22 protein-coding genes and 2 tRNA genes are annotated in these 21,411 nt (G+C 63.5%); 13 read left to right on the forward strand and 11 right to left on the reverse strand.

Going from position 1 to position 21,411, the window contains the following annotated elements:
* The first annotated feature begins 19 nt into the window (after nucleotides 1–19).
* The 4 genes from ASE26_RS24175 to ASE26_RS24190 are packed head-to-tail and all read left to right on the forward strand — an operon-like array spanning nucleotide 20 to nucleotide 3,956.
* Nucleotides 20–1,996 carry a PAS domain S-box protein gene (locus ASE26_RS24175; RefSeq protein ID WP_057247085.1) on the forward strand — a complete coding sequence of 659 codons (1,977 nt, stop codon included), beginning with the start codon at nucleotides 20–22 and terminating at the stop codon, nucleotides 1,994–1,996.
* A 21-nt stretch (nucleotides 1,997–2,017) separates the two neighbouring features.
* The gene (locus ASE26_RS24180) at nucleotides 2,018–2,605 is read left to right on the forward strand and encodes a response regulator transcription factor (RefSeq protein ID WP_055929553.1); all 588 of its coding nucleotides are present in this window, start codon (nucleotides 2,018–2,020) and stop codon (nucleotides 2,603–2,605) included.
* Between the two features lie 48 nt (nucleotides 2,606–2,653).
* The gene (locus tag ASE26_RS24185) at nucleotides 2,654–3,109 is read left to right on the forward strand and encodes a MarR family winged helix-turn-helix transcriptional regulator (protein ID WP_057247086.1); all 456 of its coding nucleotides are present in this window, start codon (nucleotides 2,654–2,656) and stop codon (nucleotides 3,107–3,109) included.
* Nucleotides 3,110–3,113: 4 nt separating this feature from the next.
* Nucleotides 3,114–3,956 carry a CPBP family intramembrane glutamic endopeptidase gene (locus ASE26_RS24190; RefSeq protein ID WP_055929547.1) on the forward strand — a complete coding sequence of 281 codons (843 nt, stop codon included), beginning with the start codon at nucleotides 3,114–3,116 and terminating at the stop codon, nucleotides 3,954–3,956.
* A 31-nt stretch (nucleotides 3,957–3,987) separates the two neighbouring features.
* Here ASE26_RS24190 and ASE26_RS24195 read toward each other — a convergent pair whose 3' ends face one another.
* The 3 genes from ASE26_RS24195 to queG are packed head-to-tail and all read right to left on the reverse strand — an operon-like array spanning nucleotide 3,988 to nucleotide 6,030.
* Nucleotides 3,988–4,575 (reverse strand): GGDEF domain-containing protein, encoded by a 588-nt coding sequence (locus ASE26_RS24195; RefSeq protein WP_055929533.1) that lies wholly within the window; start codon nucleotides 4,573–4,575, stop codon nucleotides 3,988–3,990.
* Between the two features lie 34 nt (nucleotides 4,576–4,609).
* Entirely contained in the window at nucleotides 4,610–4,966 is a 357-nt protein-coding gene (locus ASE26_RS24200) for a hypothetical protein (RefSeq protein ID WP_156397968.1), read from the reverse strand.
* On the reverse strand, nucleotides 4,918–6,030 hold the full coding sequence (queG, locus tag ASE26_RS24205) for a tRNA epoxyqueuosine(34) reductase QueG (protein ID WP_156397967.1): 1,113 nt from the start codon (nucleotides 6,028–6,030) through the stop codon (nucleotides 4,918–4,920). The genes ASE26_RS24200 and queG overlap by 49 nt, the downstream gene beginning before the upstream one ends.
* A 41-nt stretch (nucleotides 6,031–6,071) precedes the next feature.
* Between queG and tsaE the strand changes: the two genes are divergently transcribed.
* From tsaE to ASE26_RS24220, 3 genes are read left to right on the forward strand one after another with little or no spacing between them, the layout of a single operon-like run.
* Nucleotides 6,072–6,557 (forward strand): tRNA (adenosine(37)-N6)-threonylcarbamoyltransferase complex ATPase subunit type 1 TsaE, encoded by a 486-nt coding sequence (gene tsaE / locus ASE26_RS24210; protein ID WP_055929528.1) that lies wholly within the window; start codon nucleotides 6,072–6,074, stop codon nucleotides 6,555–6,557.
* Nucleotides 6,521–7,990, forward strand: coding sequence for an N-acetylmuramoyl-L-alanine amidase (locus ASE26_RS24215; RefSeq protein ID WP_055929525.1), 1,470 nt, complete (start codon nucleotides 6,521–6,523; stop codon nucleotides 7,988–7,990). The genes tsaE and ASE26_RS24215 overlap by 37 nt, the downstream gene beginning before the upstream one ends.
* Nucleotides 7,991–7,999: 9 nt before the next feature.
* Nucleotides 8,000–8,740 (forward strand): D-hexose-6-phosphate mutarotase, encoded by a 741-nt coding sequence (locus ASE26_RS24220; RefSeq protein WP_055929524.1) that lies wholly within the window; start codon nucleotides 8,000–8,002, stop codon nucleotides 8,738–8,740.
* On the opposite strand, the gene ASE26_RS24225 is transcribed toward ASE26_RS24220, so the two are convergent.
* Together ASE26_RS24225 and ASE26_RS24230 are read right to left on the reverse strand one after the other, a co-directional pair.
* Nucleotides 8,724–9,800: a carbonic anhydrase gene (locus tag ASE26_RS24225; protein ID WP_055929522.1), complete on the reverse strand. Its 1,077-nt coding sequence runs from the start codon at nucleotides 9,798–9,800 to the stop codon at nucleotides 8,724–8,726. The two genes, ASE26_RS24220 and ASE26_RS24225, sit on opposite strands and share 17 nt — an antisense overlap.
* A gap of 66 nt (nucleotides 9,801–9,866) precedes the next feature.
* The gene (locus ASE26_RS24230; RefSeq protein WP_055929521.1) at nucleotides 9,867–10,511 is read right to left on the reverse strand and encodes a VTT domain-containing protein; all 645 of its coding nucleotides are present in this window, start codon (nucleotides 10,509–10,511) and stop codon (nucleotides 9,867–9,869) included.
* Between the two features lie 112 nt (nucleotides 10,512–10,623).
* Here ASE26_RS24230 and ASE26_RS24235 point away from each other — a divergent pair, with 112 nt between their 5' ends.
* The 5 genes from ASE26_RS24235 to ASE26_RS24255 all read left to right on the forward strand — a co-directional run bounded on the left by ASE26_RS24235 (nucleotide 10,624) and on the right by ASE26_RS24255 (nucleotide 14,974).
* Nucleotides 10,624–11,529, forward strand: coding sequence for a peptidylprolyl isomerase (locus ASE26_RS24235; protein WP_307144017.1), 906 nt, complete (start codon nucleotides 10,624–10,626; stop codon nucleotides 11,527–11,529).
* Nucleotides 11,530–11,581: 52 nt separating this feature from the next.
* The gene (mutL, locus tag ASE26_RS24240) at nucleotides 11,582–13,516 is read left to right on the forward strand and encodes a DNA mismatch repair endonuclease MutL (protein WP_055929518.1); all 1,935 of its coding nucleotides are present in this window, start codon (nucleotides 11,582–11,584) and stop codon (nucleotides 13,514–13,516) included.
* A 7-nt stretch (nucleotides 13,517–13,523) separates the two neighbouring features.
* Nucleotides 13,524–14,489, forward strand: a complete 966-nt coding sequence (gene miaA / locus ASE26_RS24245; RefSeq protein ID WP_055929514.1) for a tRNA (adenosine(37)-N6)-dimethylallyltransferase MiaA — start codon at nucleotides 13,524–13,526, stop codon at nucleotides 14,487–14,489.
* A gap of 35 nt (nucleotides 14,490–14,524) precedes the next feature.
* Nucleotides 14,525–14,601, forward strand: a tRNA-Met gene (locus tag ASE26_RS24250).
* 296 nt (nucleotides 14,602–14,897) lie between these two features.
* Nucleotides 14,898–14,974: transfer RNA gene (locus ASE26_RS24255), tRNA-Met, on the forward strand.
* 107 nt (nucleotides 14,975–15,081) lie between these two features.
* On the opposite strand, the gene ASE26_RS24260 is transcribed toward ASE26_RS24255, so the two are convergent.
* The 5 genes from ASE26_RS24260 to ASE26_RS24280 all read right to left on the reverse strand — a co-directional run bounded on the left by ASE26_RS24260 (nucleotide 15,082) and on the right by ASE26_RS24280 (nucleotide 19,777).
* Nucleotides 15,082–16,023, reverse strand: a complete 942-nt coding sequence (locus ASE26_RS24260) for an acyl-CoA desaturase (RefSeq protein ID WP_082507264.1) — start codon at nucleotides 16,021–16,023, stop codon at nucleotides 15,082–15,084.
* 89 nt (nucleotides 16,024–16,112) lie between these two features.
* On the reverse strand, nucleotides 16,113–16,436 hold the full coding sequence (locus tag ASE26_RS24265; protein WP_055931752.1) for a thioredoxin family protein: 324 nt from the start codon (nucleotides 16,434–16,436) through the stop codon (nucleotides 16,113–16,115).
* Nucleotides 16,437–16,468: 32 nt separating this feature from the next.
* Entirely contained in the window at nucleotides 16,469–18,046 is a 1,578-nt protein-coding gene (locus ASE26_RS24270; protein ID WP_055929511.1) for an aldehyde dehydrogenase (NADP(+)), read from the reverse strand.
* A 41-nt stretch (nucleotides 18,047–18,087) separates the two neighbouring features.
* Entirely contained in the window at nucleotides 18,088–18,906 is an 819-nt protein-coding gene (locus tag ASE26_RS24275) for a ChaN family lipoprotein (protein WP_055929508.1), read from the reverse strand.
* 31 nt (nucleotides 18,907–18,937) lie between these two features.
* Complete coding sequence (locus ASE26_RS24280; RefSeq protein WP_055929506.1) at nucleotides 18,938–19,777, reverse strand: alpha/beta fold hydrolase; 840 nt, start codon at nucleotides 19,775–19,777, stop codon at nucleotides 18,938–18,940.
* Between the two features lie 104 nt (nucleotides 19,778–19,881).
* Here ASE26_RS24280 and ASE26_RS24285 point away from each other — a divergent pair, with 104 nt between their 5' ends.
* Nucleotides 19,882–20,430 carry an ABATE domain-containing protein gene (locus ASE26_RS24285; RefSeq protein ID WP_055929503.1) on the forward strand — a complete coding sequence of 183 codons (549 nt, stop codon included), beginning with the start codon at nucleotides 19,882–19,884 and terminating at the stop codon, nucleotides 20,428–20,430.
* On the opposite strand, the gene ASE26_RS24290 is transcribed toward ASE26_RS24285, so the two are convergent.
* Nucleotides 20,427–21,326 carry a LysR family transcriptional regulator gene (locus ASE26_RS24290; RefSeq protein ID WP_055929500.1) on the reverse strand — a complete coding sequence of 300 codons (900 nt, stop codon included), beginning with the start codon at nucleotides 21,324–21,326 and terminating at the stop codon, nucleotides 20,427–20,429. The genes ASE26_RS24285 and ASE26_RS24290 overlap by 4 nt on opposite strands.
* Between the last annotated feature and the right edge of the window lie 85 nt (nucleotides 21,327–21,411).

Here is a 21,411-nt window from a genome sequence, read left to right on the forward strand (position 1 = left end):
GATTCGATACTCTCGGCGCATGTTCAAACGCATATCACTGCCCTTTTCCATACGCTGGCTGCTGCCGGTGGTACTGGTGCTGCTGTTCGTCGCCATCGTGTTCTGGCTGCCCTGGCAGGCGCGCCAGCTTGAAAGCAATGAGCGGCAGGAGCAGTTGATCGCCGATACGCTGTGGGTTGAACAGTCGATCCGCTTCCAGCTCGGGCGCCATGAAGAGAGCTTGCGCGGCCTGGCCAATGAAATTGCCACCGGCCACCCGGCACCAGCCGACGTACAGCAGCGCATGGGCCGCATGCTGAAAAATGGCGCCGAACTGAAAAGCGTGATCCAGGTCGACCCCGAGGGCCGCGTTGTGGTGGCGAGCGAAGGGGCGGCGGCCAGCACAAGCGGCAGCGCCACGCTCGGCCCGGCTTCGCTGGCAGCGCAGGACCACGCCCGCCGCACGCACACGCCGGTCTACGCCGAGCCGGAACCGATCGGCGCAGACGCCCAGCCTGGCGCGCTGAAAATGGACCTGCTGTTCCCGATCTACCGCGGCGACAAGTGGCTGGGCAGCCTGGTGGCGACCTTCCAGCTCAGTAGCCTGCTCGATGAAATGGTGCCGTGGTGGTTCGCCCAGGACAACCAGATTTCACTGCTCGACCGCGACGACAAGGTACTGGCGCGCCGCAGTTCGGCCGGCCCCGGCCACGGCGTCTACACCCACAAACGCGCGCTCGACCTGCCCGGTGCCACCATCATCCTGATGACGGATAGCGTAAAGAGCGAGCCGAAGCTGCTGCCCAACCTGCTGGTCGGCTCCGTCATCGCCCTTTCGCTGGCCCTGTTATGGAGCTTGTTCGCACTATGGGGCCACATCTCGCGCCGCCTGGCTGCGGAAGGCGAACTGCGGCAGCAAATGAGCTTCCGCACCGCGATGGAAAACTCCCTGGTAACCGGCCTGCGCGCGCGCGACCTGGAGGGCCGCATCACCTACGTCAACCCCGCCTTCTGCCAGATGGTGGGATACCCGGCCGAAGAATTGATCGGCCGCCTGCCACCCATGCCTTACTGGGCGCCGGACGTCATGGAGGAGTACCAGCACCGCCTGGCCAGTGTTCTGGCCGGCTCTGTCACGCCGGAATTTGAGACCCTGTTCCAGCGTCCGGACGGCACCCGCATCCCGGTTCTGGTGTTCGAAGCGCCGCTGGTGGACAAGGAGGGCCGTCACACCGGCTTCATGGGCTCGATCCTCGACATCTCCGACCGCAAGCGCATGGAAGACCTGAACCGCCAGCACCAGGAAAAGCTGCAGGCCAGTGCCCGCCTGGCCACCATGGGCGAAATCGCTTCCATGCTGGCGCATGAACTGAACCAGCCGCTGGCCGCCATTTCAAGCTATACCACGGGCGCCCTGAATATCCTTGCACGCGGCGGCGAATCGGCCATGCTGAAGCCGGCGCTGGAACAGGCCGGCGCCCAGGCCCAGCGCGCCGGCCAGATCATCCGCAGCGTGCACGAATTCGTGAAGAACCGCGAATCGGAGCGCCAGGACGTGGCGCTGCAATCCATGCTCGACGCCATCCTGGTGCTGATCGAGCTGCAGGCGCGCCAGCACCACGTTTCGCTGCAAATCGAGATACCGGAATCGCTGCCGCTGGTGCGCGCCGACCGCATGCTGATTGAACAGGTGCTGCTGAACCTGACGCGCAACGGCATCGAGGCCATGGCCGACGTGCAGCCGCTGAAACGCGTGCTGCGCGTGGTGGCCGCGAACGATCCGCAGGCGGGCATGGTGGTGGTGCAGGTCATCGACCATGGCCACGGCATTCCGCAGGACGTGGCCGAGCGCCTGTTCTCGCCCTTCTTTTCGACCAAGGCGGAAGGCATGGGCATGGGCCTCAACATTTGCCGCACCGCGATCGAGTTCCACGGCGGCACATTGACCCACCGCGGCAACCCGCAAGGCGGTACCATATTCACTTTTACGCTGCCGGTCGCTGGCGGCGCCCAATAGAGTAAGTTCGGGAGACCCAGAATGCTACATATCGTTGACGATGAAGCCGTGGTACGCGATGCCCTGTCGTGGCTTGCTTCCTCGCGCGGCATCGCAGCAACCACTTACGAAAGCGCGGCTGCCTTCCTGGCCTTTGCGCAGGGCGGTGCTTTCGATGCGGAAGGAGACTGCGTGCTGCTCGACGTGCGCATGCCCGAAATCAGCGGCGTGGCGGCCTTCGACCAGTTGGCGGCGCGCGGGCTGACGGCGCGCCTGCCCGTCATCTTCCTGACCGGCCACGGCGACGTGCCGATGGCGGTCGACACGCTCAAGCGCGGCGCTTTCGACTTCTTCGAAAAGCCCTTCAATGACAACCAGTTGATGGACCGCGTGCAGGAAGGCCTGGCAGCCTCGCGCCTGGCCAGCGGCAAGGCTGCCGTACAGGCGCGCCTGGCCACGCTTTCGGGCCGCGAGCGGGAAGTGCTGGACCTGATCCTGGCCGGCAAGATGAACAAGGTGGTGGCCGATGAACTGGGCATCTCGATGCGTACCGTTGAAGTGCACCGCGCCCACATCTTCGACAAGATGCAGGTGAAGACCGCAGTCGAACTGGCCGGACTGCTGAAGTGAACTAAAAAATAATACATAAGCACTTATATATCGTGCTAGGATGGGTCCATGAAACAAGGACTCGGAACCCAGTTGCGCCATCTCATCGAACTGCTGGACGGCGCCGTGCAGCGCTCATATGTTGACGCCGGCCTCGATTACCGGCCGCGTTACACGCCCGTGATGCGCGCACTGGCCGGCGGCCAGCCATGCACCGTCAGCCAGGTAGCGGAAAGCGCCGGCATCACCCAGCCCGCTGCCACGCAGACCGTGGCCCTGATGCTGAAAGAAGGCTGGCTGGTGGCGCAGTCCAGCCCCACCGACGCGCGCCAGAAGCTGCTGCGCCTCAGCCCCCAGGGCGAACGCCTGCTGCCCGAGCTGCAGGCCTGCTGGCGCGCCACTTCTGCAGCGGCCAGTTCGCTTGATGCCGATCTGCCCTATCCCCTTGCCGAGACGCTGGCCCACGCGATCGCCGCACTGGAGCAGCAATCTTTTGACGAACGCATCCGCAAAGCAAAGGAGTAGAACGATGCAACAAACCATCCCTTCCCCGCTGCCCCAATCCTTGCCTTTGCGCAGCCGCCTGGCCCGCAATCCCGTGGTGCGCATCCTCGCCGGCATCGCTTGCGTCGCCGTGCCCTTGATCGTAACCATGATGCTGGTGCAGAACCTGGTGCCAAAAGAATTGCGCATCGCCTGGCATCACCTGCTCGCCGCGGCGCTGTGCCTGGCCGGATACCGCTTCTATGTACGCCGCTTCGAGCAGCGAGACGCCATCGAATCCGCACTGCCCGGCGCAGCGCCCGGCCTGCTGCGCGGCCTCGGCATCGGCGCCGTTTTGAGCCTTGCTGTTGCCGGCGTGCTGGCGGCGGCCGGCGCGCTGGAAATCACCGGCAGCACACACCCGGGCGCAGCCCTCAAGCCCTTGTCCGAGCAAGCCATGGTGGCGATCATGGAAGAACTGCTGTTCCGCGCGGTGCTGTTCCGCATTGTCGAGGCGCGCTGGGGCACCCTGGCGTCGCTGCTGGTGAACGTGCTGCTGTTTGCGCTGGCCCACCTGCCCAACGAACACATTACCGCGCTGGCGGTGCTCAACACCGGCGTCGCCGGGCTCGCCCTGTGCGCCGCGTGGATGCTGACACGCAGCCTGTGGCTGCCGGTCGGCGTGCATTTCGCGTGGAATTACCTGTACGACGGGGTGCTGGGCATTCCGGTCTCCGGCCATGCGGCGCGCGGCTGGCTGCAGGTACAGATGGCCGGCCCCGAATGGCTCAGCGGCGGCGCCTACGGCGTGGAAGGTTCGCTGGTCACGTTTCTTGCCTGGGGCGCAGCGGCGGCCTTGATGCTGCGCTGGCGCATCAAGCGCCCATGACCGCCTGGTTGCGGCCACCCTGCTTGGCGCGCTACAGCGCCTCGTCGGCACGCCGCACCCACTGTTCATAGCTCGCTTCATGCCTGTCGCTGACGGCGACGCCAAGGCTGACGTGGCAGCGGAACAGCCGGTTGTCGTGATTGATCTCGCAACCCGCCACGCGCTCGCGCAGGCGTTCGGCAAAGACGAACGCCCCTTCGCGCCCGGTTTCCGGCAGCACGATCAGGAATTCCTCGCCGCCACAGCGCGCCCCCACGTCAACTTCCCGCATCACCGAGCGGATGCACGCCGCCAGCATGCGCAGCGCGGCGTCGCCGCCCGGGTGGCCGTATTTGTCGTTGACCTGCTTGAAATGGTCGATATCGAGCAGCACCAGGGATGAAGCGTGGCCGGAGCGGCGCGCGCGGCGGCATTCCGCGTCGAGGTGGCGGTCGGCGGCCCGGCGGTTCAGCAGGCCGGTCAGCCCATCCGTGGTGGCCAGGCGCTCCAGGTCGATGTTCATGCGCTGCATTTCGCCCAACAGGCCATCGGTCGAATCCTGCCAATGCGAAAACACCTGGTAGCCGAAGAAGGCGATGAAAACGATGATTGCCGCGAACACCCAGTAGAAAATCCACACCGTCTGGCGGAAAACTTCCGGCGCATGGTCGGCATCAGTCCTGCCAGACCGGCAATTGGGCCCCGGGCGCAATGTGGTTGGTATAGCTCCAGATCAGGGCTCCGGACGAGTCGAAAATGCTGGCTACAAAACAAAGCTGGACATAGAACAGCAGCGATGTCAGTTGGCGCAAGTCGCGCCGCATCACCATGGCGCGGTAGCCGATCGCCAGGATGCTGAATCCGAGCGGATTGGCGCAGGCAAACAGCAGCGCCCAATGCAGCGGCATGCCGGCATACAGCGCCAGCACCAGGGTCGAACAGCAGGCGGGAATCGCGCCCCACCACCAGCCCAGGGCAAGGGTCAGGAGCAGGCCTCGGTGCCGGCCTGTTGGTGCTGAAGAACGGCCCATTTCACGTGTTCGCGCACCAGTTCCGACGGGTGCGCGCAGCGCGCCTGCAACGCAGCGAGGATCGCCGGATCGCCCTTGGCACCCATGCGTGCCGCGTTACCCAGGCCGACCGCAAGATTGCGCAGCCAGCGCTCATGGCCGATACGGCGGATCGGGCTGCCCTCCATGCGGCGGTTGAATTCCTCTTCGGTCCACGCGAACAGCTCGATCATGCCGGCGCTGCCCAGGGCATGGCGCTCGTCGAAGTCCGGCAGTGTGGCGCGCTGGGCGAACTTGTTCCAGGGGCAGACGGTCTGGCAATCGTCGCAGCCGTAGACGCGGTTGCCCAGCAAGGGCCGCAGTTCTTCCGGGATGGCGCCTTTGTGTTCGATGGTCAGGTAGGAGATGCAGCGCCGCGCATCCAGCTTGCCCGGCCCGAGAATGGCCTGGGTCGGGCAGATGTCGATGCAGGCCGTGCACTGGCCGCAGTGCGCGCCGGTCGGCTCATCCACCGGCAGCGGCAGGTCGACCAGGATCTCGCCCATGAAGAACATGGAGCCCGCGCTGCGGTTGATCAACAAGGTATGCTTGCCGCGCCAGCCCAGGCCCGACTTTTCCGCCAGCGGCAGCTCCATTACGGGCGCCGAGTCGGTGAACACGCGATAACCGAACTCCCCGACCGCCGCGCTGACCTTGTCGGCCAGCTGCTGCAGCCGCGCGCGCAGCACCTTATGATAATCGCGGCCGCGGGCATACACCGAGATCACGGCTTGCGCAGGATCGGCCAGGCGCGCCGTTTCGCGCTCGCGCCAGCCTTCGTCGGCCGCACCGGGCAGGTAATTCATGCGCGCCGTGATCACCCGCACCGTGCCCGGCACCAGTTCCGCCGGACGCGCGCGTTTCATGCCGTGGCTTGCCATATAGTCCATATCGCCGTGCATGCCGGCATCCAGCCAGGCCTGCAGCCCCGCCTCGGCGGCGGACAGGTCGATATCGGCAATGCGCACCTCCGCGAAGCCGAGTTCCAGCCCCCATGCCTTGATGCGGCTGGCTAATTCGTCTAAATTGGCTTGGGAGAGTGACACGGCCTTACAATGCGGGGAAATCCAAACCATCATTTTATTCGATGCTGCACTTTAAATCCCATCTTCACGACGAAGCCGGTACCGCGGCGCTGGGCGCGGCGCTGTCGCGCGCCCTGCTGCCCGGCATGGCGATCTACCTGCACGGCGACCTGGGCGCCGGAAAAACCGCGCTGACGCGCGCGTTGCTGCATGCGGCAGGCCATGCGGGGCCGGTAAAAAGCCCGACATATACCCTGTCCGAACCCTACCGCGTGAAAGTCGACGGCAGGCTTGCCAATGTGGTGCATTTCGACCTGTACCGCATGGGCAGTCCCGAGGAATTCCTCGATGCCGGCTTCCGCGAAGAGTTCAATCGCGAGAACGTTTGCATCGTCGAATGGCCGGAGAAGGCCGATGGCGTGTTGCCGCCGCCCGATCTACATGTTTTCCTCTCTGTAGCCGGGGCCGGACGTGATGTAGAATTGCAGCCGTCCTCCGCTCTTGGTACGTCATGCCTGCAACGCCTCCAATTCGCTCCAAACCTGTAAGCCGCCGCACGGTGCTCAAGGCCGGCGGCACCCTGCTGCTGTCGGTGCTCGCCCCCATGTCGGCGCAAGCCGCGCAGATCCTCGCTGTGCGGGTGTGGCCGGCGGAGGATTACACGCGCGTCACCCTGGAAAACGACACCGACCTCAAGGTCAAGCACTTCCTGGTTCCGGACCCGGACCGGCTGGTGGTCGACATTGAAGGCCTGGTGCTGAATTCCACGCTGAAAAGCCTGGTCGCCAAGATCGAGTCGAACGACCCGTACATCAAGGAAGTACGCGTCGGCCAGAACCGCCCGAATGTGGTGCGGCTGGTGTTCGACCTGAAAGAAAAAGTCACGCCGCAGGTATTCACGCTGGAGCCGGTCGGCAATTACAAGCATCGCCTGATTTTCGACCTTTACCCGGTCAAGGCAACCGACCCGATCGCGGCGCTGATCGAAAAGGGCGAATGGTCGCAGGATGAGAAGGACGGCGCCACCGTCGCGCAACAGCCAGCCCCCGCGGGCCAGCCGGCAGCGCCCGGCCAGGCAGGCGGCGCAAGCAGCAGCACCCAAGGCGCGTCCAGCCAGGCCGGCGTAACTGCCTCCGCGCCGAGCACCGGCACCAGCGCGCCCGGCCAGTCGCCCGCAATCGCCGCCCAATCCGGCAAACCCGCTCCTGGCGAGCCGGAACCTGCGCCGGCACACCACAAGCCGGGCCAGAAACCCGGGCCGGAAAAAATGGTCCGCATGCTCACCATCGCCCTCGACCCCGGCCATGGCGGCGAGGACCCTGGCGCAATGGGCGCGCGCGGCAGCCGCGAAAAAGACATCGTGCTGGCAATCGCCAAGCGCCTGAAAGAGAAGATCGAAGACCACCCCAATATGCGCGTCATGCTCACGCGCGATGGCGACTACTTCGTCCCGCTCGGCAAGCGCGTGGAAAAGGCGCGCAAAGTCGACGCCGACCTGTTTGTCTCGATCCACGCCGACGCTTTCGTGAAGACCAGCGCGCGCGGCTCTTCCGTGTTCGTGCTGTCCGAAAAAGGTGCAACCTCGAGCGCTGCGCGCTGGCTGGCGGACAAGGAAAACCAGGCCGACCTGATCGGCGGCGCCAATGCCAAAGGCCACGACCCGCAACTGGCCAGCGTGCTGTTCGACCTCTCCACCACCGCCCAGATCAACGACAGCATGAAAGTCGGCAAGGCCGTGCTGGGCGAAATCGGCGGTATCAACAAGCTGCACAAAGGCTCGGTCGAACAGGCCGGTTTCGCCGTGCTGAAAGCCCCGGACATCCCGTCGATCCTGATCGAGACCGCCTTCATCTCCAACCCGGAAGAGGAAGCGCGCCTGCTGGACGACGAATACCAGGACAAGATCGCGGACGCCATCGTCAAAGGTATCCGCCGCTATTTCGCCAAGAACCCGCCGCTCTCGAAAAACCGGCTCACCTGAGGAAAGCGCATGAACGAAGTTCGCATCTCCACACCTGAAGGCGCCGAAGCCACGATTTCCCTGTTCGGCGCACACTTGATGTCGTGGAAGACTGCGGACGGCAAGGAACGCCTGTTCCTGAGCCAGCGTTCAGCGCTCGACGGCAGCGCAGCCGTGCGCGGCGGCGTGCCGGTCATCTTCCCCCAGTTCGCCACGCGCGGCGACGGCCTGCGCCATGGTTTCGCCCGCACCGCCACCTGGCGCATCGTCGAGCAGGCCAACGGCTGGGCCGAACTGGCGCTGGCGCAGGGCGACCTGCCGCGCAATCGTTTCCAGTCCTGGCCACACGCCTTTGAACTGCGCCTGCGTTTCGACCTGAAAGCCAACGCCCTGGAAATGCGCTATACCGTGCGCAACACAGGCCGGCAGGACTTCAGCTGGGCCGGCGCCCTGCACACTTATTTCGCAGTTACGGAATTCGAGAAAGCCACGCTGGACGGCATGCCGTTCAGCGGTGCCCTGGACGATATCCGCCCCGCCACGCCGCGGCTACGCCTCGACACCGGCGCCGGCACATTGCAGCTGGAGCAGCAAGGCTTCTCGGAATGGGTGGTGTGGAATCCAGGAATGGAAGGCGCGGCAGCCACCGCCGACATGGACGACGGCGATTACCGCCGCTTCGTCTGCATTGAACCTGCCCAGGTGGACAAGCAGGTGCTGCAGGCCGGCACCGAATGGACCGGCCTGCACACCATCAGTTTGATTCCTTGATCATACGGCCGGAGTTGGCCTGGATCGGACGTGCATTGAACGGATACAGGCGGCTGAACAGGGCCAGTTGCGCGGGCGAGGCCTGCACCGGCTCCTTCATCACCAGCCACAGTACGCCTTCAGTGCAAGGCGGCGTGGTCAGCGAACCCATAAACGTGTAGTAATCGCGGCGCTGCGGCAGCATGTCGTTCGGGTCCAGCACGATGCTCGGCATCGCCGTATCGCCCTTTTCCAGCGGCAGGTTGTTCCACACGGTCTGGATGGTCGCTTGCGGCTTGCCGCGCTCCAGCAGCAATGCCAGCACCGCCAGCCTGCCTTCCGGATCCTTGTGCACCAGGTGCACCACCATTTCGAAACCCTTGCCGTTGACGCGCTCCTCGGCCGGGCGATGGAAGTGGAACTGCTGCAGCTCGTATGTGCGGCCGGCCACGCTCAGGTAATTGCCCGGACCGACCATTACCTGCACGGTATGGCCGTTATCGGTCACATTGAAGCCGGAGGGGCGGTAATCGAAGGCGATCTGCTCCAGGTCCACCTTCATGCCGTCACGGATATCGATCGGCGACTGGCGGCTGCCGCTTGAGCATTTGGCCCAGTCTGAATTGATTTTGGACCAGTTGGCCGGGCCGGATTCGCCCTCATACGTCCAATGGGTGCCGTACACGCGCGGCGGCGGGGCCTTGGCAGCGACTTCCGCTGCGGCGGCCTTGACGGCTTTCTGCTTGCGCGCCTTTTCAGCAGAGGCAATGCGGGCAGCCTGGTTGGCGCGCATTTCGGCCAGGCGCTGGGCGATCTTCTCCGACAGTTCCGCTTCCGCGCGCGCTTCTTCCTCGCGCTGGGCGGCGGCAGACGCCGCCGGGTTCTTGCGCGCGGGCGGGACGTACTTCGGGCCACCGGCCGCAGTGGGCTCTTTTTCAATATTCGCCCTGTCGGCAGCTGCGGCAGCGGCCAGGTTGGGGCGAATATTCGGCACGCTTTTCGACGGCGGTACGACGGGATCGGCGGCGCCTGCTGTCCCGATGACAAGACAACAGGCCGACAGGGCGATCAAGTTACGCATGTTAAATCCGGAGGAGAGACTGTTACTCCGGTTAACGGTTGCGCTGCGGGAAAACTTGAGAGCGGCTTAACGCTTGAGCATACGACGGCCCAGTTTCCAGGCACCGCCCAGTGCCATCGGCACCACGGCCGCGCTGACGCCAACCAGCACGATGGCGCTCAGGTGGTCGCGCACCCATGGAGTGTTGCCGAAGACATAACCGGCCACGCACAGCGACACCACCCAGGCCACGGCCCCGACGACGTTAAACAGCTGGAAGCGGGCATGGGTCATGTCCGATACGCCGGCCACAAATGGCGCGAAAGTACGCACCACCGGCACGAAGCGCGCCAGGATGATGGTTTTGCCGCCATGCTTCTCGAAGAATTCGTGGGTGCGGTTCAGCGCATCCTTGTTGATCCAACGATAATCATGGGTAAACACGCGCTGGCCGATTGCTTCGCCAATCCAGTAGTTGGTCGTATTACCCAAAATTGCGGCAGTCGCCAACAGGAACATCAGCAGTCCGAGGTGCATCTGGCCGGTCGCGCAGAAGGCGCCGCCAATGAACAACAGCGTATCGCCGGGGAAGAAGAAAAGTACCACCAGGCCAGTCTCGCAAAAGACGATGGCAAACAGCAGTGCATAGACATACACGCCATATTGAGCAATCAAAGTACCCATTGCGCGGTCTACGTGGACCAGCATGTCCAGCAATTGAACGAAATCCATTTATTTAAAGTCCCAAAAGGTTGCGGCGGGAATGATACCAAACTGTCTATCTTACAGGCTAAAATTGCCCGGCATCTTAGAACCTGCTTAGAACCCCACAAAGGAGACATTAGTGAAGTCCACCATGCCCGTAGTCCTGGCGTTGGCCTTACCCCTGGCCGCCATGGCCGCGCCCACCAAGGAATTGCCGCCCAAGGCGACTGTCAGCGACATCGTCAAGGCAGCGCCGCAAGCCCACTGGCGTCCTCTGGACCCGGCCAACACCCTGTACATGGACCTGCCGGCCGGCCGCGTGATCATCGAACTGGCGCCGGCTTTTGCGCCCAATCACGCCGCCAATATCCGCACCATGGCCAAGGAAGGCTACTGGGACGGGCTGTGGATCTACCGCACCCAGGACAATTTCGTGGTGCAGTGGGGCGATCCGCGCGAAGACAAGCCAAAGGCGATCGGGACGGCCAAGGCCAGGCTGGAGCAGGAATTCACGGTGCCGATGAAGAACGACGCCCAGTTCACCCGCCTGCCGGACAAGGACGGCTATGCGCAGCAGGTGGGCCACTCCAACGGCTTCCCGTCCGCGCGCGACCCGAAAACCGGCCAGGCCTGGCTGGCGCACTGCTATGGCATGGTTGGCGTGGCGCGCGGCAATGAGTCCGACAGCGGCAACGGCGGCACCCTGTACACCGTGATCGGCAACTCGCCGCGCCACCTGGACCGCAATATCACTGTGGTGGGACGTATTGTCAGCGGCATGCCGCTGCTGTCCGTGCTGCCGCGCGGCCCGGCGCCGATGGGCATGTTCGAAAAAGAAGAACAGTGGGTGCCGATCAAGTCGGTCAAGCTGGCCGCCGAAGTACCCGAGGCTGAGCGGTCGAAGTTTGAAGTGATGCGCACCGAATCGGCCAGCTTCAACTCCGTGATCGAAGCGCAGCGCAACCGCGGCGGCCCGTGGACGAAATATGCAGCCGGCCACGTTGACCTGTGCAACGTCCCCATCCCGGTACGCGAAGTGAAATAAGGAAAATGTCCACTTCGGGGTCAGGAACGAATGTGGACATTATAATGTGGCAATGAACGCGCCAACCCCTCCCCGCCCGATCCGGGCCCTGCCAGACCAACTGATTTCCCAGATCGCCGCAGGCGAGGTTGTCGAACGGCCATCGGCAGTTGTCAAAGAACTCCTGGAAAACGCCCTGGACGCCGGCTCGACCCAGGTCACCGTGCGGCTGGAAGAAGGCGGCGTCAAACGCATTTGCATTACTGACAACGGCCGCGGTATCCCGCCCGACCAGATGCCGCTGGCACTGGCGCGCCACGCGACCTCGAAAATCGCTTCGCTGGACGACCTGGAGAACGTCGGCACCCTCGGTTTCCGCGGCGAAGCCCTGGCGTCGATCGCCTCGGTGGCGGCCGTCACCCTGACCTCGCGCACCGCCGACGGCGCCCATGCCTGGGAACTGGAAGGCTCGCACGAAGGTACGGTAGTCCCTTCGTCCGGCGCCCCGGGTACCACGATCGACGTGCGCGACCTGTATTTCAATACCCCCGCGCGCCGCAAATTCCTGAAATCCGAGCAGACCGAATACGGCCACTGCGCGGAAGTGGTGCGCCGCATCGCCCTGGCGCGCCCCGACGTATCGTTTACGCTGAGCCACAACGGCAAGACCGTCGACCACTGGATGGTCAGCGACATGGCCAAGCGCAGCGCGCAGATCCTGGGCAGCAATTTCGAAGAAGCGCGCCTGGCGCTGGACGAAGGCTCCGGCGTGCTGCGCATCCACGGCTTTGCCGGCCTGCCGACTGCCTCCAAGGGCCGCGCCGACAGCCAGTACTTCTACGTCAACGGCCGCTTCGTACGCGACAAGCTGCTGGTGCACGCCGTGCGCGCCGCGTATGAGGACGTGCTGCATGGCGACCGCTATCCATCCTACGTTCTGGCGCTCGACCTCGACCCGGCACTGGTCGACGTGAACGTGCACCCATCGAAGATCGAGGTTCGCTTCCGCGACGGCCGTGCGGTGCACCAGTTCGTGTTCCACGCCGTGCAGCGCGCGCTTGCCGCGACCTCGGCCACCTCGCACGGCAGCGTGCCTTCGCCGCTGCCGGCCGCCGACAACCTGCATGCATCGGGACCTGTTTGGCGCCCGCAGGAGCAGACCAGCTTCGGCTCGATCCTGAACCCCGAGTATCGCCCGACCTTCTCGCCATCGCCGTTCGGCAGCCCTGCCGCGGGCGGCGTCGCCCAGAGCGCGGAGCGCTACGGCGCCCTGTGGTCGAACGAGCCGCGCGACAACTTCGCTCTGGGCGCGACCGCAGCGGACGGCGGCGGCGGCTTCCGCGCCTCCTCCGAATATACGCTGCCGCAAGCCACGCCAATCACCGCTTCCTCGGCCCAGCTGGCCGGTGAAGAATTCCCGCTCGGCTTCGCATTGGCGCAACTGCATGGCATCTACATCCTGGCCCAGAACAGCAAAGGCCTGGTGCTGGTCGACATGCACGCCGCGCACGAGCGCATCCTGTACGAACAGTTGAAGAATGCGCTGGACGCCCAGATCGACGGCACCGAAATGTCGGTGCAGAACCTGCTGATCCCTGTCACCTTCTACGCCGACGCAGTGGAAGTGGGCACCGTGCAGGAACACGGCGAGACCCTGAAAACACTGGGATTCGACATCGCCGTGATGTCGCCAACCACGCTCGCTGTGCGCGCCGTCCCCGCCCTGCTGAAAAATGCCGATGCCCAGACCCTGGCGCGCGACGTGATTCGCGACGTACGCGAATTCGGCGGCTCGCGCGTGCTGATCGAGCGCCGCAATGAGCTGCTTGGCACCCTGGCCTGCCACACCGCGGTGCGCGCCAACCGCATCCTGGCCGTGCCCGAAATGAACGCCCTGCTGCGCCATATGGAAGCCACAGAGCGCGCCGACCAGTGCAACCACGGCCGCCCGACCTGGGTGCAGATCGACATCAACGCGCTGGATAAACTCTTCCTGCGCGGGCAGTAAAGGCATAATGAACGAGCAGTCCAACAAGCGTCCGCTGGCGGTCGCCATCATGGGTCCGACCGCGTCCGGCAAGACCGCCGTCGCGCTGGCCATCGCACAGCAGGTGCCGTGCGAGATCATCTCCGTCGATTCCGCGCTGGTGTATCGCGGCATGGACATCGGCACCGCCAAGCCTTCAAAAGAAGAACTCGCCGCCGTGCCGCACCACCTGATCGACATCATCGACCCGCTGGACTCCTACTCGGTGGCGCAGTTCCGCACCGATACCCTGCGCCTGGTCGCTGAAATCAGCGCGCGCGGCAAGGTCCCGCTGCTGGTCGGCGGCACCATGCTGTATTACAAAGGCCTGGCCGATGGCCTGGACGAACTGCCCGGCGCCGACGCCGTCCTGCGCGCGCAACTGGACGAGGAAGCCGCCCGCATCGGCTGGCCAGCCATGCACGCACGCCTGGCACAAATCGATCCTGCAACGGCGGCCCGGCTTAAGCCCAACGACTCCCAGCGCGTCCAGCGCGCCCTGGAAATCCACGCCCTGTCCGGCAAGCCGATGTCCGAGCTGCTGGCCCAGCGCGAAAAAGAAGAGCTGCCCTTCGACCTGCTGTCGTACGCGCTCGAACCATCCGACCGGGCCTGGCTGCACCAACGCATCGCTCGCCGCTTCGACATCATGCTCGATTCCGGCTTCCTCGATGAGGTGAACACCCTGCGCGCGCGCGGCGACCTGCATCCTGGACTGCCCTCGATCCGCTGCGTCGGTTACCGCCAGGCCTGGGAATACATGGATGGCAGCATCGACTACGCGGCGATGCGCGAAACCGGCATTATTGCTACCCGCCAATTATGTAAGCGCCAGCTAACCTGGCTACGCTCCATGCCGGAACGGATCATGGTCGACTGCTGCGCCCCGGACGCCAGCGAACAATTGCAACAGCAAGTGCTTGCCAACATAGCCAGGGCGAAAACCAGTCCTTGACAGACCGCAGGCCAGCGCCGATAATGCTGGCCTGCGGTGATATAGCTCAGTTGGTTAGAGCATAGCATTCATAATGCTAGGGTCGGTGGTTCAAGTCCACCTATCACCACCAGAATTCAGGAAGCCGTTGATTCAATTGAATCAACGGCTTTTTTATTGACCAGATCCCGCTGTCGCAAGCCTGCCAATCCACGCGCTCCAGCGAAGTGGCCAGGCATGCTCAGCGTTCACGCCCCGCGTGGCGCAGCACCTGGTGACCGGCAATGCGGCTGATTTCGTCCGGTCGGTGCAGGAAGCAGGGCTTTTGTCACGTTGCGCGCAGGAATCATCTTGCGTGGGCATGGACAAGCGTAGAGGGGCCGTCAATGGTTGACAGCGTAGGCGAAACACTTCATAATGCGTGGCTCTGGTGATATAGCTCAGTTGGTTAGAGCATAGCATTCATAATGCTAGGGTCGGTGGTTCAAGTCCACCTATCACCACCAGGATTCATCAAAAAGCCTGATCCGGAAACGGTTCAGGCTTTTTTGTTTCGCCCTTGCTCATGAAGAGCGAAGCAGAGAAGGATTGCTGAAACTGCACAAGTGATTGGTCACCACCAGAGGCTGACCAGGAATGGCCTGAACCGGCAACGGTCCAGGCCATTTTTGTTTTCCGGCCCGTCCGGCAACTGCAAATCCCTCACCAGTCCAAAGCGCTCCAGGACCCGCAATGCCCACCAGCCAGGATCCCACTCCCCTTCCGCCAGCCCAAGCCGCGCCGAATGCGGGAAGGCATGGTGGTTGTTATGCCAACTCTCGCCCATGGTCAGCAGGGAAGTCCAGCGGATGTTGCGCCCTTGCACTGCGGCACCATCCACCTCATAGGACATATCGCCGTGGTTATGTGCGAAATAGCCGATCAGCCAATGGCCTGTCACACCGGCGCCGATACGGGCACACACACCCCAGCACACGAAGGCCCAGCCGCCCCAAAAATAGAACAGTAGGGCCAGCGGCAACTGCTGCAGCATCCATGTTCGTTCCAGAAACAGATAGAACGCGCTCCCGGTAATGCGTCGTTCGATGTGGATCACCGGAGGCTTGTCCAGAATCAGCTCGCAATGCAACTGCCACCAGGCGTCGCGCCAGAACCCAGCGCCGTGCCGCAGGTATGGGTGGCAATCCTGCTGCCGCTGCGCATGGTCACGCAGCTCGTGCTGGCGCAGCAAACCGATCGGCCCTGCCAGGCCAACTTGCACACCGGTCCAGACCAGCAGGTACTCCAGCCATTTGGGACATGCAAAACTGTTGTGTATCAGTTTGCGATGACTTCCCAGCGAGTGTCCGAACAGCAGCACAAACGCTGTGGCGAAGGCAAATAGCGCAATCGCTGGCAACACGGGGTATGCGAGGATGCCATACACCGCCCCGCCTCCCATCGCCACCAGCCAGAGTGACTTGGCTGGGGCATAACGCACCTGGCCGGCGCATACCGCGGCCAGGTCTTCACTGGCGACCCGATGCTTTCGTATAACGTTAGGAATCCTTTTCATGCGCCGCCCCAAAGATTTAACTATTAACTAATTAGTTAATAGTTAAATCTTTTTTCTGAACAATGTCAAGGATGCCTGAACAAATGGTGTCAAATGGCAGCAATCTGCGCGAAGCCTTCGCGCAGTTCGTCGGCATCTTCCGGGCGCACGACGCGCGCGACTTCCTTGCCATCTTTCAGGAAGACCACGGTCGGCCACAGCTTGATGCGGAAGGCGCGGCCCAGCACACGGCCGGGCCCGTCTTCCACTTTGAAGTGAGGAATGTTGGCGTACTCGCGGTACGCTTCGGCGATGGCCGGCTGGGCGCCGCGGCAATAGCCGCACCAGTTGGTGCCAAATTCCAGCACCGCAGGCCCGGTGAGCGCATCGATGTCAGCCCGGCTCGGCTGCTCTGTCTTGTACACAGTTTCCATCATGCGGACCACCTTACCATGACCACGCAGGCTTATGCGCCCGTCTGGATCTTGCCGTCGACCACACGCGGCACGTTTTGCGGATTGCTGTTGGCCAGGGTCGAAGGCAGTGCCCATTCCGGCGCATCCTGATAGCACACCGGCCGCAGGAAACGGTCGATGGCGGTAGCGCCGACCGAGGTGCTGCGCGGATCTGAGGTCGATGGGAACGGACCGCCATGCACTATCGCATGCGCCACTTCGACACCAGTCGGGAAACCGTTGAACAGGATACGGCCAGCCTTGCGCTCCAGCGTCGGCAGCAGGCCGGCGGCGATCTCTCGGTCGTCGGCGGTTGCATGCACGGTGGAGGTCAACTGGCCTTCCACATGCTCTGCGATGCGGCGCAGGTCGGCCGCGTCGCGGCAGCGCACCAGTACCGAGCTTGGGCCGAAGTTCTCGTCTTCCAGCGCAGGCGTGGACAGGAAGGTGTCGACGTCGGTGCTGTACAGGTGCGGTTGTGCCGCACAGGCAGTGCTCCCCGCGCCGCCTTGCGCCAGCAGTTCCACCTTGTCCAGCGAGGCCAGCTTGCCGACGCCGGCTTCGTACGATTTGTGGATGCCAGGGGTCAGCATGGTGGTCGACGGCTTGGCTTGCACCGCAGCCGCTGCCGCAGCAGCAAACTCGTTCAGCTCAGGGCCTTCCAGCGCAATCAGCAGGCCTGGATTGGTGCAGAACTGGCCGGAGCCCATGGTCAGTGAATCGGCAAAGCCTTGTGCGATGCGTGCAGCGCCGGCTTTCAGTGCGCCCGGCAGCAGGAACACCGGATTGATCGATGCCATTTCCGCGTACACCGGAATCGGCTCCTTGCGGGCCTGGGCGATACGCACCAGCGCCAAACCGCCGCCGCGCGAGCCGGTGAAGCCGACCGCCTTGATAGCTGGATGCGACACCAGATCGCCGCCGATCTGCACATCGCCGATCACCAGTGAGAACACGCCTTCATGCAGGCCGCAGTCGGCCACGGCTTTCTGGATCGCCTTGCCTACCAGTTCAGAGGTGCCAAGGTGCGCAGGGTGGGCTTTCACGACCACCGGGCAGCCAGCGGCCAGCGCCGACGCGGTATCGCCGCCGGCAACCGAAAACGCCAGCGGGAAGTTGGAGGCGCCGAATACGGCAACCGGACCGACGCCGATCTTGCGCATGCGCAGGTCGGATCGTGGCGGCACGCGTTCCGGCAGCGCCGAATCCAGCGTCGCTCCCAGGAACAAGCCGTCGCGCACCACCTTGGCGAACAGGCGCAGCTGGTTGACGGTACGTCCACGCTCGCCTTCCAGGCGCGCTTGCGGCAGGCCGGATTCCTGCATGGCGCGCTCAATCAGTTGCGGGCCGGCGTCGAGGATGTTCTGCGCCACGTGCTCCAGGAATTGCGCGCGCTTTTCCAGGGTGGTTTCGCGGTAGGAGTCGAATGCTTGCGCGGCCAGTTCGCAGGCGCGCTGCAGGTCGGCTGGTGTAGCCATGCCAAATGCTGGCTCGATCTCGATATTGCGGGCCGGGTCGGTAGCCTTCATCTGGCCTGCGCTGCCTTTGACGGCGGCGTGTCCGATCAACATTTCACCTGCGATCTGCATTCTTTGCTCCTTGGTATATTGGGGTCGGCAGGGCCGGAAGTTTACTTGAATTTCGCGCAAGGGTCTGTGCGCTTTTGCGCAGCTACCTTGCGGATTTCGTCATAGCTGCCCTGCAGTCCATCGGGCTCGATGAAGCCAATGGTGCGGACGTTCAGCCTGGGTTCAATGGCATTCAGCCAACGCGGTACGCCGATGTCCTTTCGCACATGGCCGTTGCCTGCGATGAGGACCACGTCGCGCGGCTGCTGCTGGCGAACCAGCTTGGCCATCCAGATATCGCGCGCCACCTGGGCATTGACCATGCCGGGCAACATCATGTCGGGCGCCATATTGCAGTGACCTTCCTGGATCGCCTTCTCCTGGCCGCGGCGCAGGTCGGAAGGCAGCGGCTCATTCAGCTTGTAGGCGGCGACGGTGGCGGCATCAAAGCTCGATGCCACGCCGTCGCGCACCACTTTCGACGCGTCTGCGCGCGACAGGTTGACGGCGACCAGCGGCAGGTGGTTGCTGAGTGCGAGCTGGATGAGCGGGTGGTACAGCTGCCAGTCCCAGCCCTTCTTGTTCATGACGTTGATCAAGCAGGACGCATCAAGGCAGCCCTTCTGCGCTTCGTCCAGCAAGCCTTGCGATTCACGGTCGAACTGTTCCATTGCGATCACGGGACGCCAGCCGGCTTCCACGCGCTGCCGCAAGTCTTCCAGGCGCAGCTTATGCGCCTCCTTGTTGTCATGCACCTCGCCCAGCAAGAGCACTTGCGGGTTGGAGGCGGTGGTGGGGGCCGTGTAGGTAACGGTTTGCTTGCTGCTGCAGCCGGCCAAAGCCAGGCCGGCCAGCAGCAGCGCGATGGTGTATGGCTTCATCGATGCGTGGTCAGGCTTTCCTCGAAAGCGTCTAGTCTAACAGGGCATGGATGGCTTTGCCGATCACCTCAGCGTGGGTCTCCAGCGCGAAATGGCCGGTATCCAGCAATTGCACGATGGCGTTCGGATTGTCGCGGCGATAGGCTTCGGCGCCAGGCGGGGTAAAGAACGGGTCGTTTTTGCCCCAGATCGCCAGCGTCGGCACCTGAGCTTTGCGGAAGAATTCCTGGAACGCCGGGTACAGCTCGAGGTTTTTCCGGTAATCGTAAAACAGCTCGAGCTGGATATCGATATTGCCTGGGCGTGCCATCAGTGCCGAGTCCAGGGTATAGGACTCGGGCGCTACGGTAGCGGGATCGGCGACACCGTGGGTGTATTGCCATTTGGTCGCTTCCGGTGTCAGGAATCCGCGCATCACGTTGGTGTTTTCTTCGTTCGGGTCGGCCCAGTGTTTGCGCATGGGGGTCCAGCCATCGCTCAAGCCTTCCAGGTAGGCGTTGCCGTTCTGCGAAACCAGGGCCGTGATGCGTTCCGGTTTGGCAGCCGCCAGGCGCAGGCCGACCGGGGCACCGTAGTCGAACACGTAGAGTGCGAATTTATCCAGTTTGATGGCTTGCAGGAAGGCCTCCATAGTGCGGGCCAGGTTGTCGAAGGTGTATTCGTAGTTGCGCGCCGCCGGCACCTCGGTAAAGCCGAAACCCGGCAGGTCGGGCGCGATCACGCGGTATTTGGTCGCCAACAGCGGGATCAGGTTGCGGAACATGTGGGAACTGGTGGGGAAACCGTGCATCAGGAGGATCGCCGGTGCGTCGGGTGCGCCTGCTTCGCGGTAGAAAATATTGACGCCGTCAGCCTGGATGGTGCGATTCATCACTAACCCCTTAAAGTTTGTTTTGATGGTTACTAGATTACTCCCACCACGTAACTTGTCAAGCTTTATTTTGATGGTTACAATAAAACCAGGAGGACAGGAAAATGATCGAGTTTTATGGCGACCATCCCGCACTGGATCTGATGAATACCGTGGTGCACGGCGAGGAAACCTGGCATGGCGATGCCGATGTCATGGCATGGCTGGCGGCGGCCGGACAGGTTACGGCGCAAGGCGGCGCGCCCGGCAACCCCGGCGAGTTGCTGGCGGCGGCACGCGCGCTGCGAGAAACCGTCCGCACTGCCGTGGCAGCCCGCAAGGCCGGCGAGCGGGTCGACGTCGCGGCGTTGAATGCAGCGCTGGCGCACGCCGAACGCCACATGGCGCTGGTAGCAGAAAGTGGGAATGGGCTGTCGCTGCAGGCCCGCTACGCTGCCGGCACGCCGCAGCAGCTGCTGGCGCCATTAGCCGAGGCGGCAGCGCAGCTGCTGGCGACGGCCGACTTCAAGCTGGTGCGCAAATGCGAAGACCACGCCTGCACGCTGTGGTTCCTGGACCGCACCAAATCGCACCGCCGCCGCTGGTGCAGCATGGCGCTGTGCGGCAACCGCAACAAGGTCGCTGCTTTCCGCCAGCGCCAGCACGAAAGCTAGCGCAGGACGAACTCGACGAAGCTGCGCACGCGCAGCGACAGGTGGCGTGCGTGCGGGTAGATCAAGTAAAAAGGCCGCGAGCAGCCGCCATGCTGCGGCAGCAGTTCGACCAGCACCCCGCTGGCCAGTTCGCGCTCCACGGCAAAGCGATAGGTCTGCGCTATGCCGCCGCCATGCACCGCCAGCGTCCCCATGCCGAGGAAGTCTTCCGCACACACGATGGCGTCGCTCCCCGCCAGCTCGATCTGCGCGCCGTCGCGCATGAACTGCCAGGGAATCAGGCGTCCCGTGCTGGGCAGCACGAACTGGATGCATTCATGGTCTGCAAGCTCCTCCAACGATCTGGGCATGCCGCGCCGCTTCAGGTAAGACGGCGATGCCACCAGCACCAGGGCCGCATCTTCCAGCTTGCGCGCGATCAGGGTTGAGTCCTGCGGCGCGCGGCCGCGCACCGCCAGGTCATAGCCCTCTTCGGCAAAGTCGATATTCCGGTTGCTGACGTGGATTTCGACCTGCACCTCCGGAAACTGCACGCGGAACGCAGCCACACGTTCCAGCAAACGGTAATGCGCATACGGCGTCGGTACGCTGATACGCAGCTTGCCCGATGGCGCGGCCTGCTGCCCCGTCACTTCGCGCTCAGCCTCCACCAATTGCGACAGCGCCTGCCGGCACTGCTCGAAATACACTTTGCCGCCATCGGTCAGGCGGATCTGGCGCGTCGTGCGCACAAACAGCCGCACACCGAGCCGCTCCTCCAGGCGCGAAATCGAACGGCTCACCGCCGCCGGCGTCACGCCTGCCAGCGCCGCCGCGGCAGTGAAGCTGCCCTGCTCCGCCGCCAGCACGAACAACTCGATACTGCCCAACTGCATATCGTCGAAATGGCGCCGCATTCATTACCCCATGTATCAAGTCAATTACCGAAAGCCATATTTATCCGCCTGAACGTCATAAGTATAGTGGACTCACCGTAACCCA

This window comes from Duganella sp. Root198D2 (assembly GCF_001428585.1).
Classification (GTDB): Bacteria; Pseudomonadota; Gammaproteobacteria; order Burkholderiales; family Burkholderiaceae_D; genus Rugamonas.

Excerpts from the sequence above, each read along its gene's own strand:
- ASE26_RS24200 (WP_156397968.1), bottom strand. The coding sequence starts at position 4,966 with ATGGGCCGTTCTTCAGCACCAACAGGCCGGCACCGAGGCCTGCTCCTG.
- ASE26_RS24265 (WP_055931752.1), bottom strand. The coding sequence starts at position 16,436 with ATGGAAACTGTGTACAAGACAGAGCAGCCGAGCCGGGCTGACATCGAT.
- ASE26_RS24220 (WP_055929524.1), top strand. The coding sequence starts at position 8,000 with ATGAACGAAGTTCGCATCTCCACACCTGAAGGCGCCGAAGCCACGATT.
- ASE26_RS24190 (WP_055929547.1), top strand. The coding sequence starts at position 3,114 with ATGCAACAAACCATCCCTTCCCCGCTGCCCCAATCCTTGCCTTTGCGC.
- mutL (WP_055929518.1), top strand. The coding sequence starts at position 11,582 with ATGAACGCGCCAACCCCTCCCCGCCCGATCCGGGCCCTGCCAGACCAA.
- ASE26_RS24280 (WP_055929506.1), bottom strand. The coding sequence starts at position 19,777 with ATGAATCGCACCATCCAGGCTGACGGCGTCAATATTTTCTACCGCGAA.
- ASE26_RS24260 (WP_082507264.1), bottom strand. The coding sequence starts at position 16,023 with ATGAAAAGGATTCCTAACGTTATACGAAAGCATCGGGTCGCCAGTGAA.
- ASE26_RS24275 (WP_055929508.1), bottom strand. The coding sequence starts at position 18,906 with ATGAAGCCATACACCATCGCGCTGCTGCTGGCCGGCCTGGCTTTGGCC.
- miaA (WP_055929514.1), top strand. The coding sequence starts at position 13,524 with ATGAACGAGCAGTCCAACAAGCGTCCGCTGGCGGTCGCCATCATGGGT.
- ASE26_RS24225 (WP_055929522.1), bottom strand. The coding sequence starts at position 9,800 with ATGCGTAACTTGATCGCCCTGTCGGCCTGTTGTCTTGTCATCGGGACA.
- ASE26_RS24290 (WP_055929500.1), bottom strand. The coding sequence starts at position 21,326 with ATGCGGCGCCATTTCGACGATATGCAGTTGGGCAGTATCGAGTTGTTC.
- ASE26_RS24270 (WP_055929511.1), bottom strand. The coding sequence starts at position 18,046 with ATGCAGATCGCAGGTGAAATGTTGATCGGACACGCCGCCGTCAAAGGC.
- ASE26_RS24215 (WP_055929525.1), top strand. The coding sequence starts at position 6,521 with ATGCCTGCAACGCCTCCAATTCGCTCCAAACCTGTAAGCCGCCGCACG.
- ASE26_RS24185 (WP_057247086.1), top strand. The coding sequence starts at position 2,654 with ATGAAACAAGGACTCGGAACCCAGTTGCGCCATCTCATCGAACTGCTG.
- ASE26_RS24180 (WP_055929553.1), top strand. The coding sequence starts at position 2,018 with ATGCTACATATCGTTGACGATGAAGCCGTGGTACGCGATGCCCTGTCG.
- ASE26_RS24230 (WP_055929521.1), bottom strand. The coding sequence starts at position 10,511 with ATGGATTTCGTTCAATTGCTGGACATGCTGGTCCACGTAGACCGCGCA.
- ASE26_RS24285 (WP_055929503.1), top strand. The coding sequence starts at position 19,882 with ATGATCGAGTTTTATGGCGACCATCCCGCACTGGATCTGATGAATACC.
- ASE26_RS24175 (WP_057247085.1), top strand. The coding sequence starts at position 20 with ATGTTCAAACGCATATCACTGCCCTTTTCCATACGCTGGCTGCTGCCG.
- tsaE (WP_055929528.1), top strand. The coding sequence starts at position 6,072 with ATGCTGCACTTTAAATCCCATCTTCACGACGAAGCCGGTACCGCGGCG.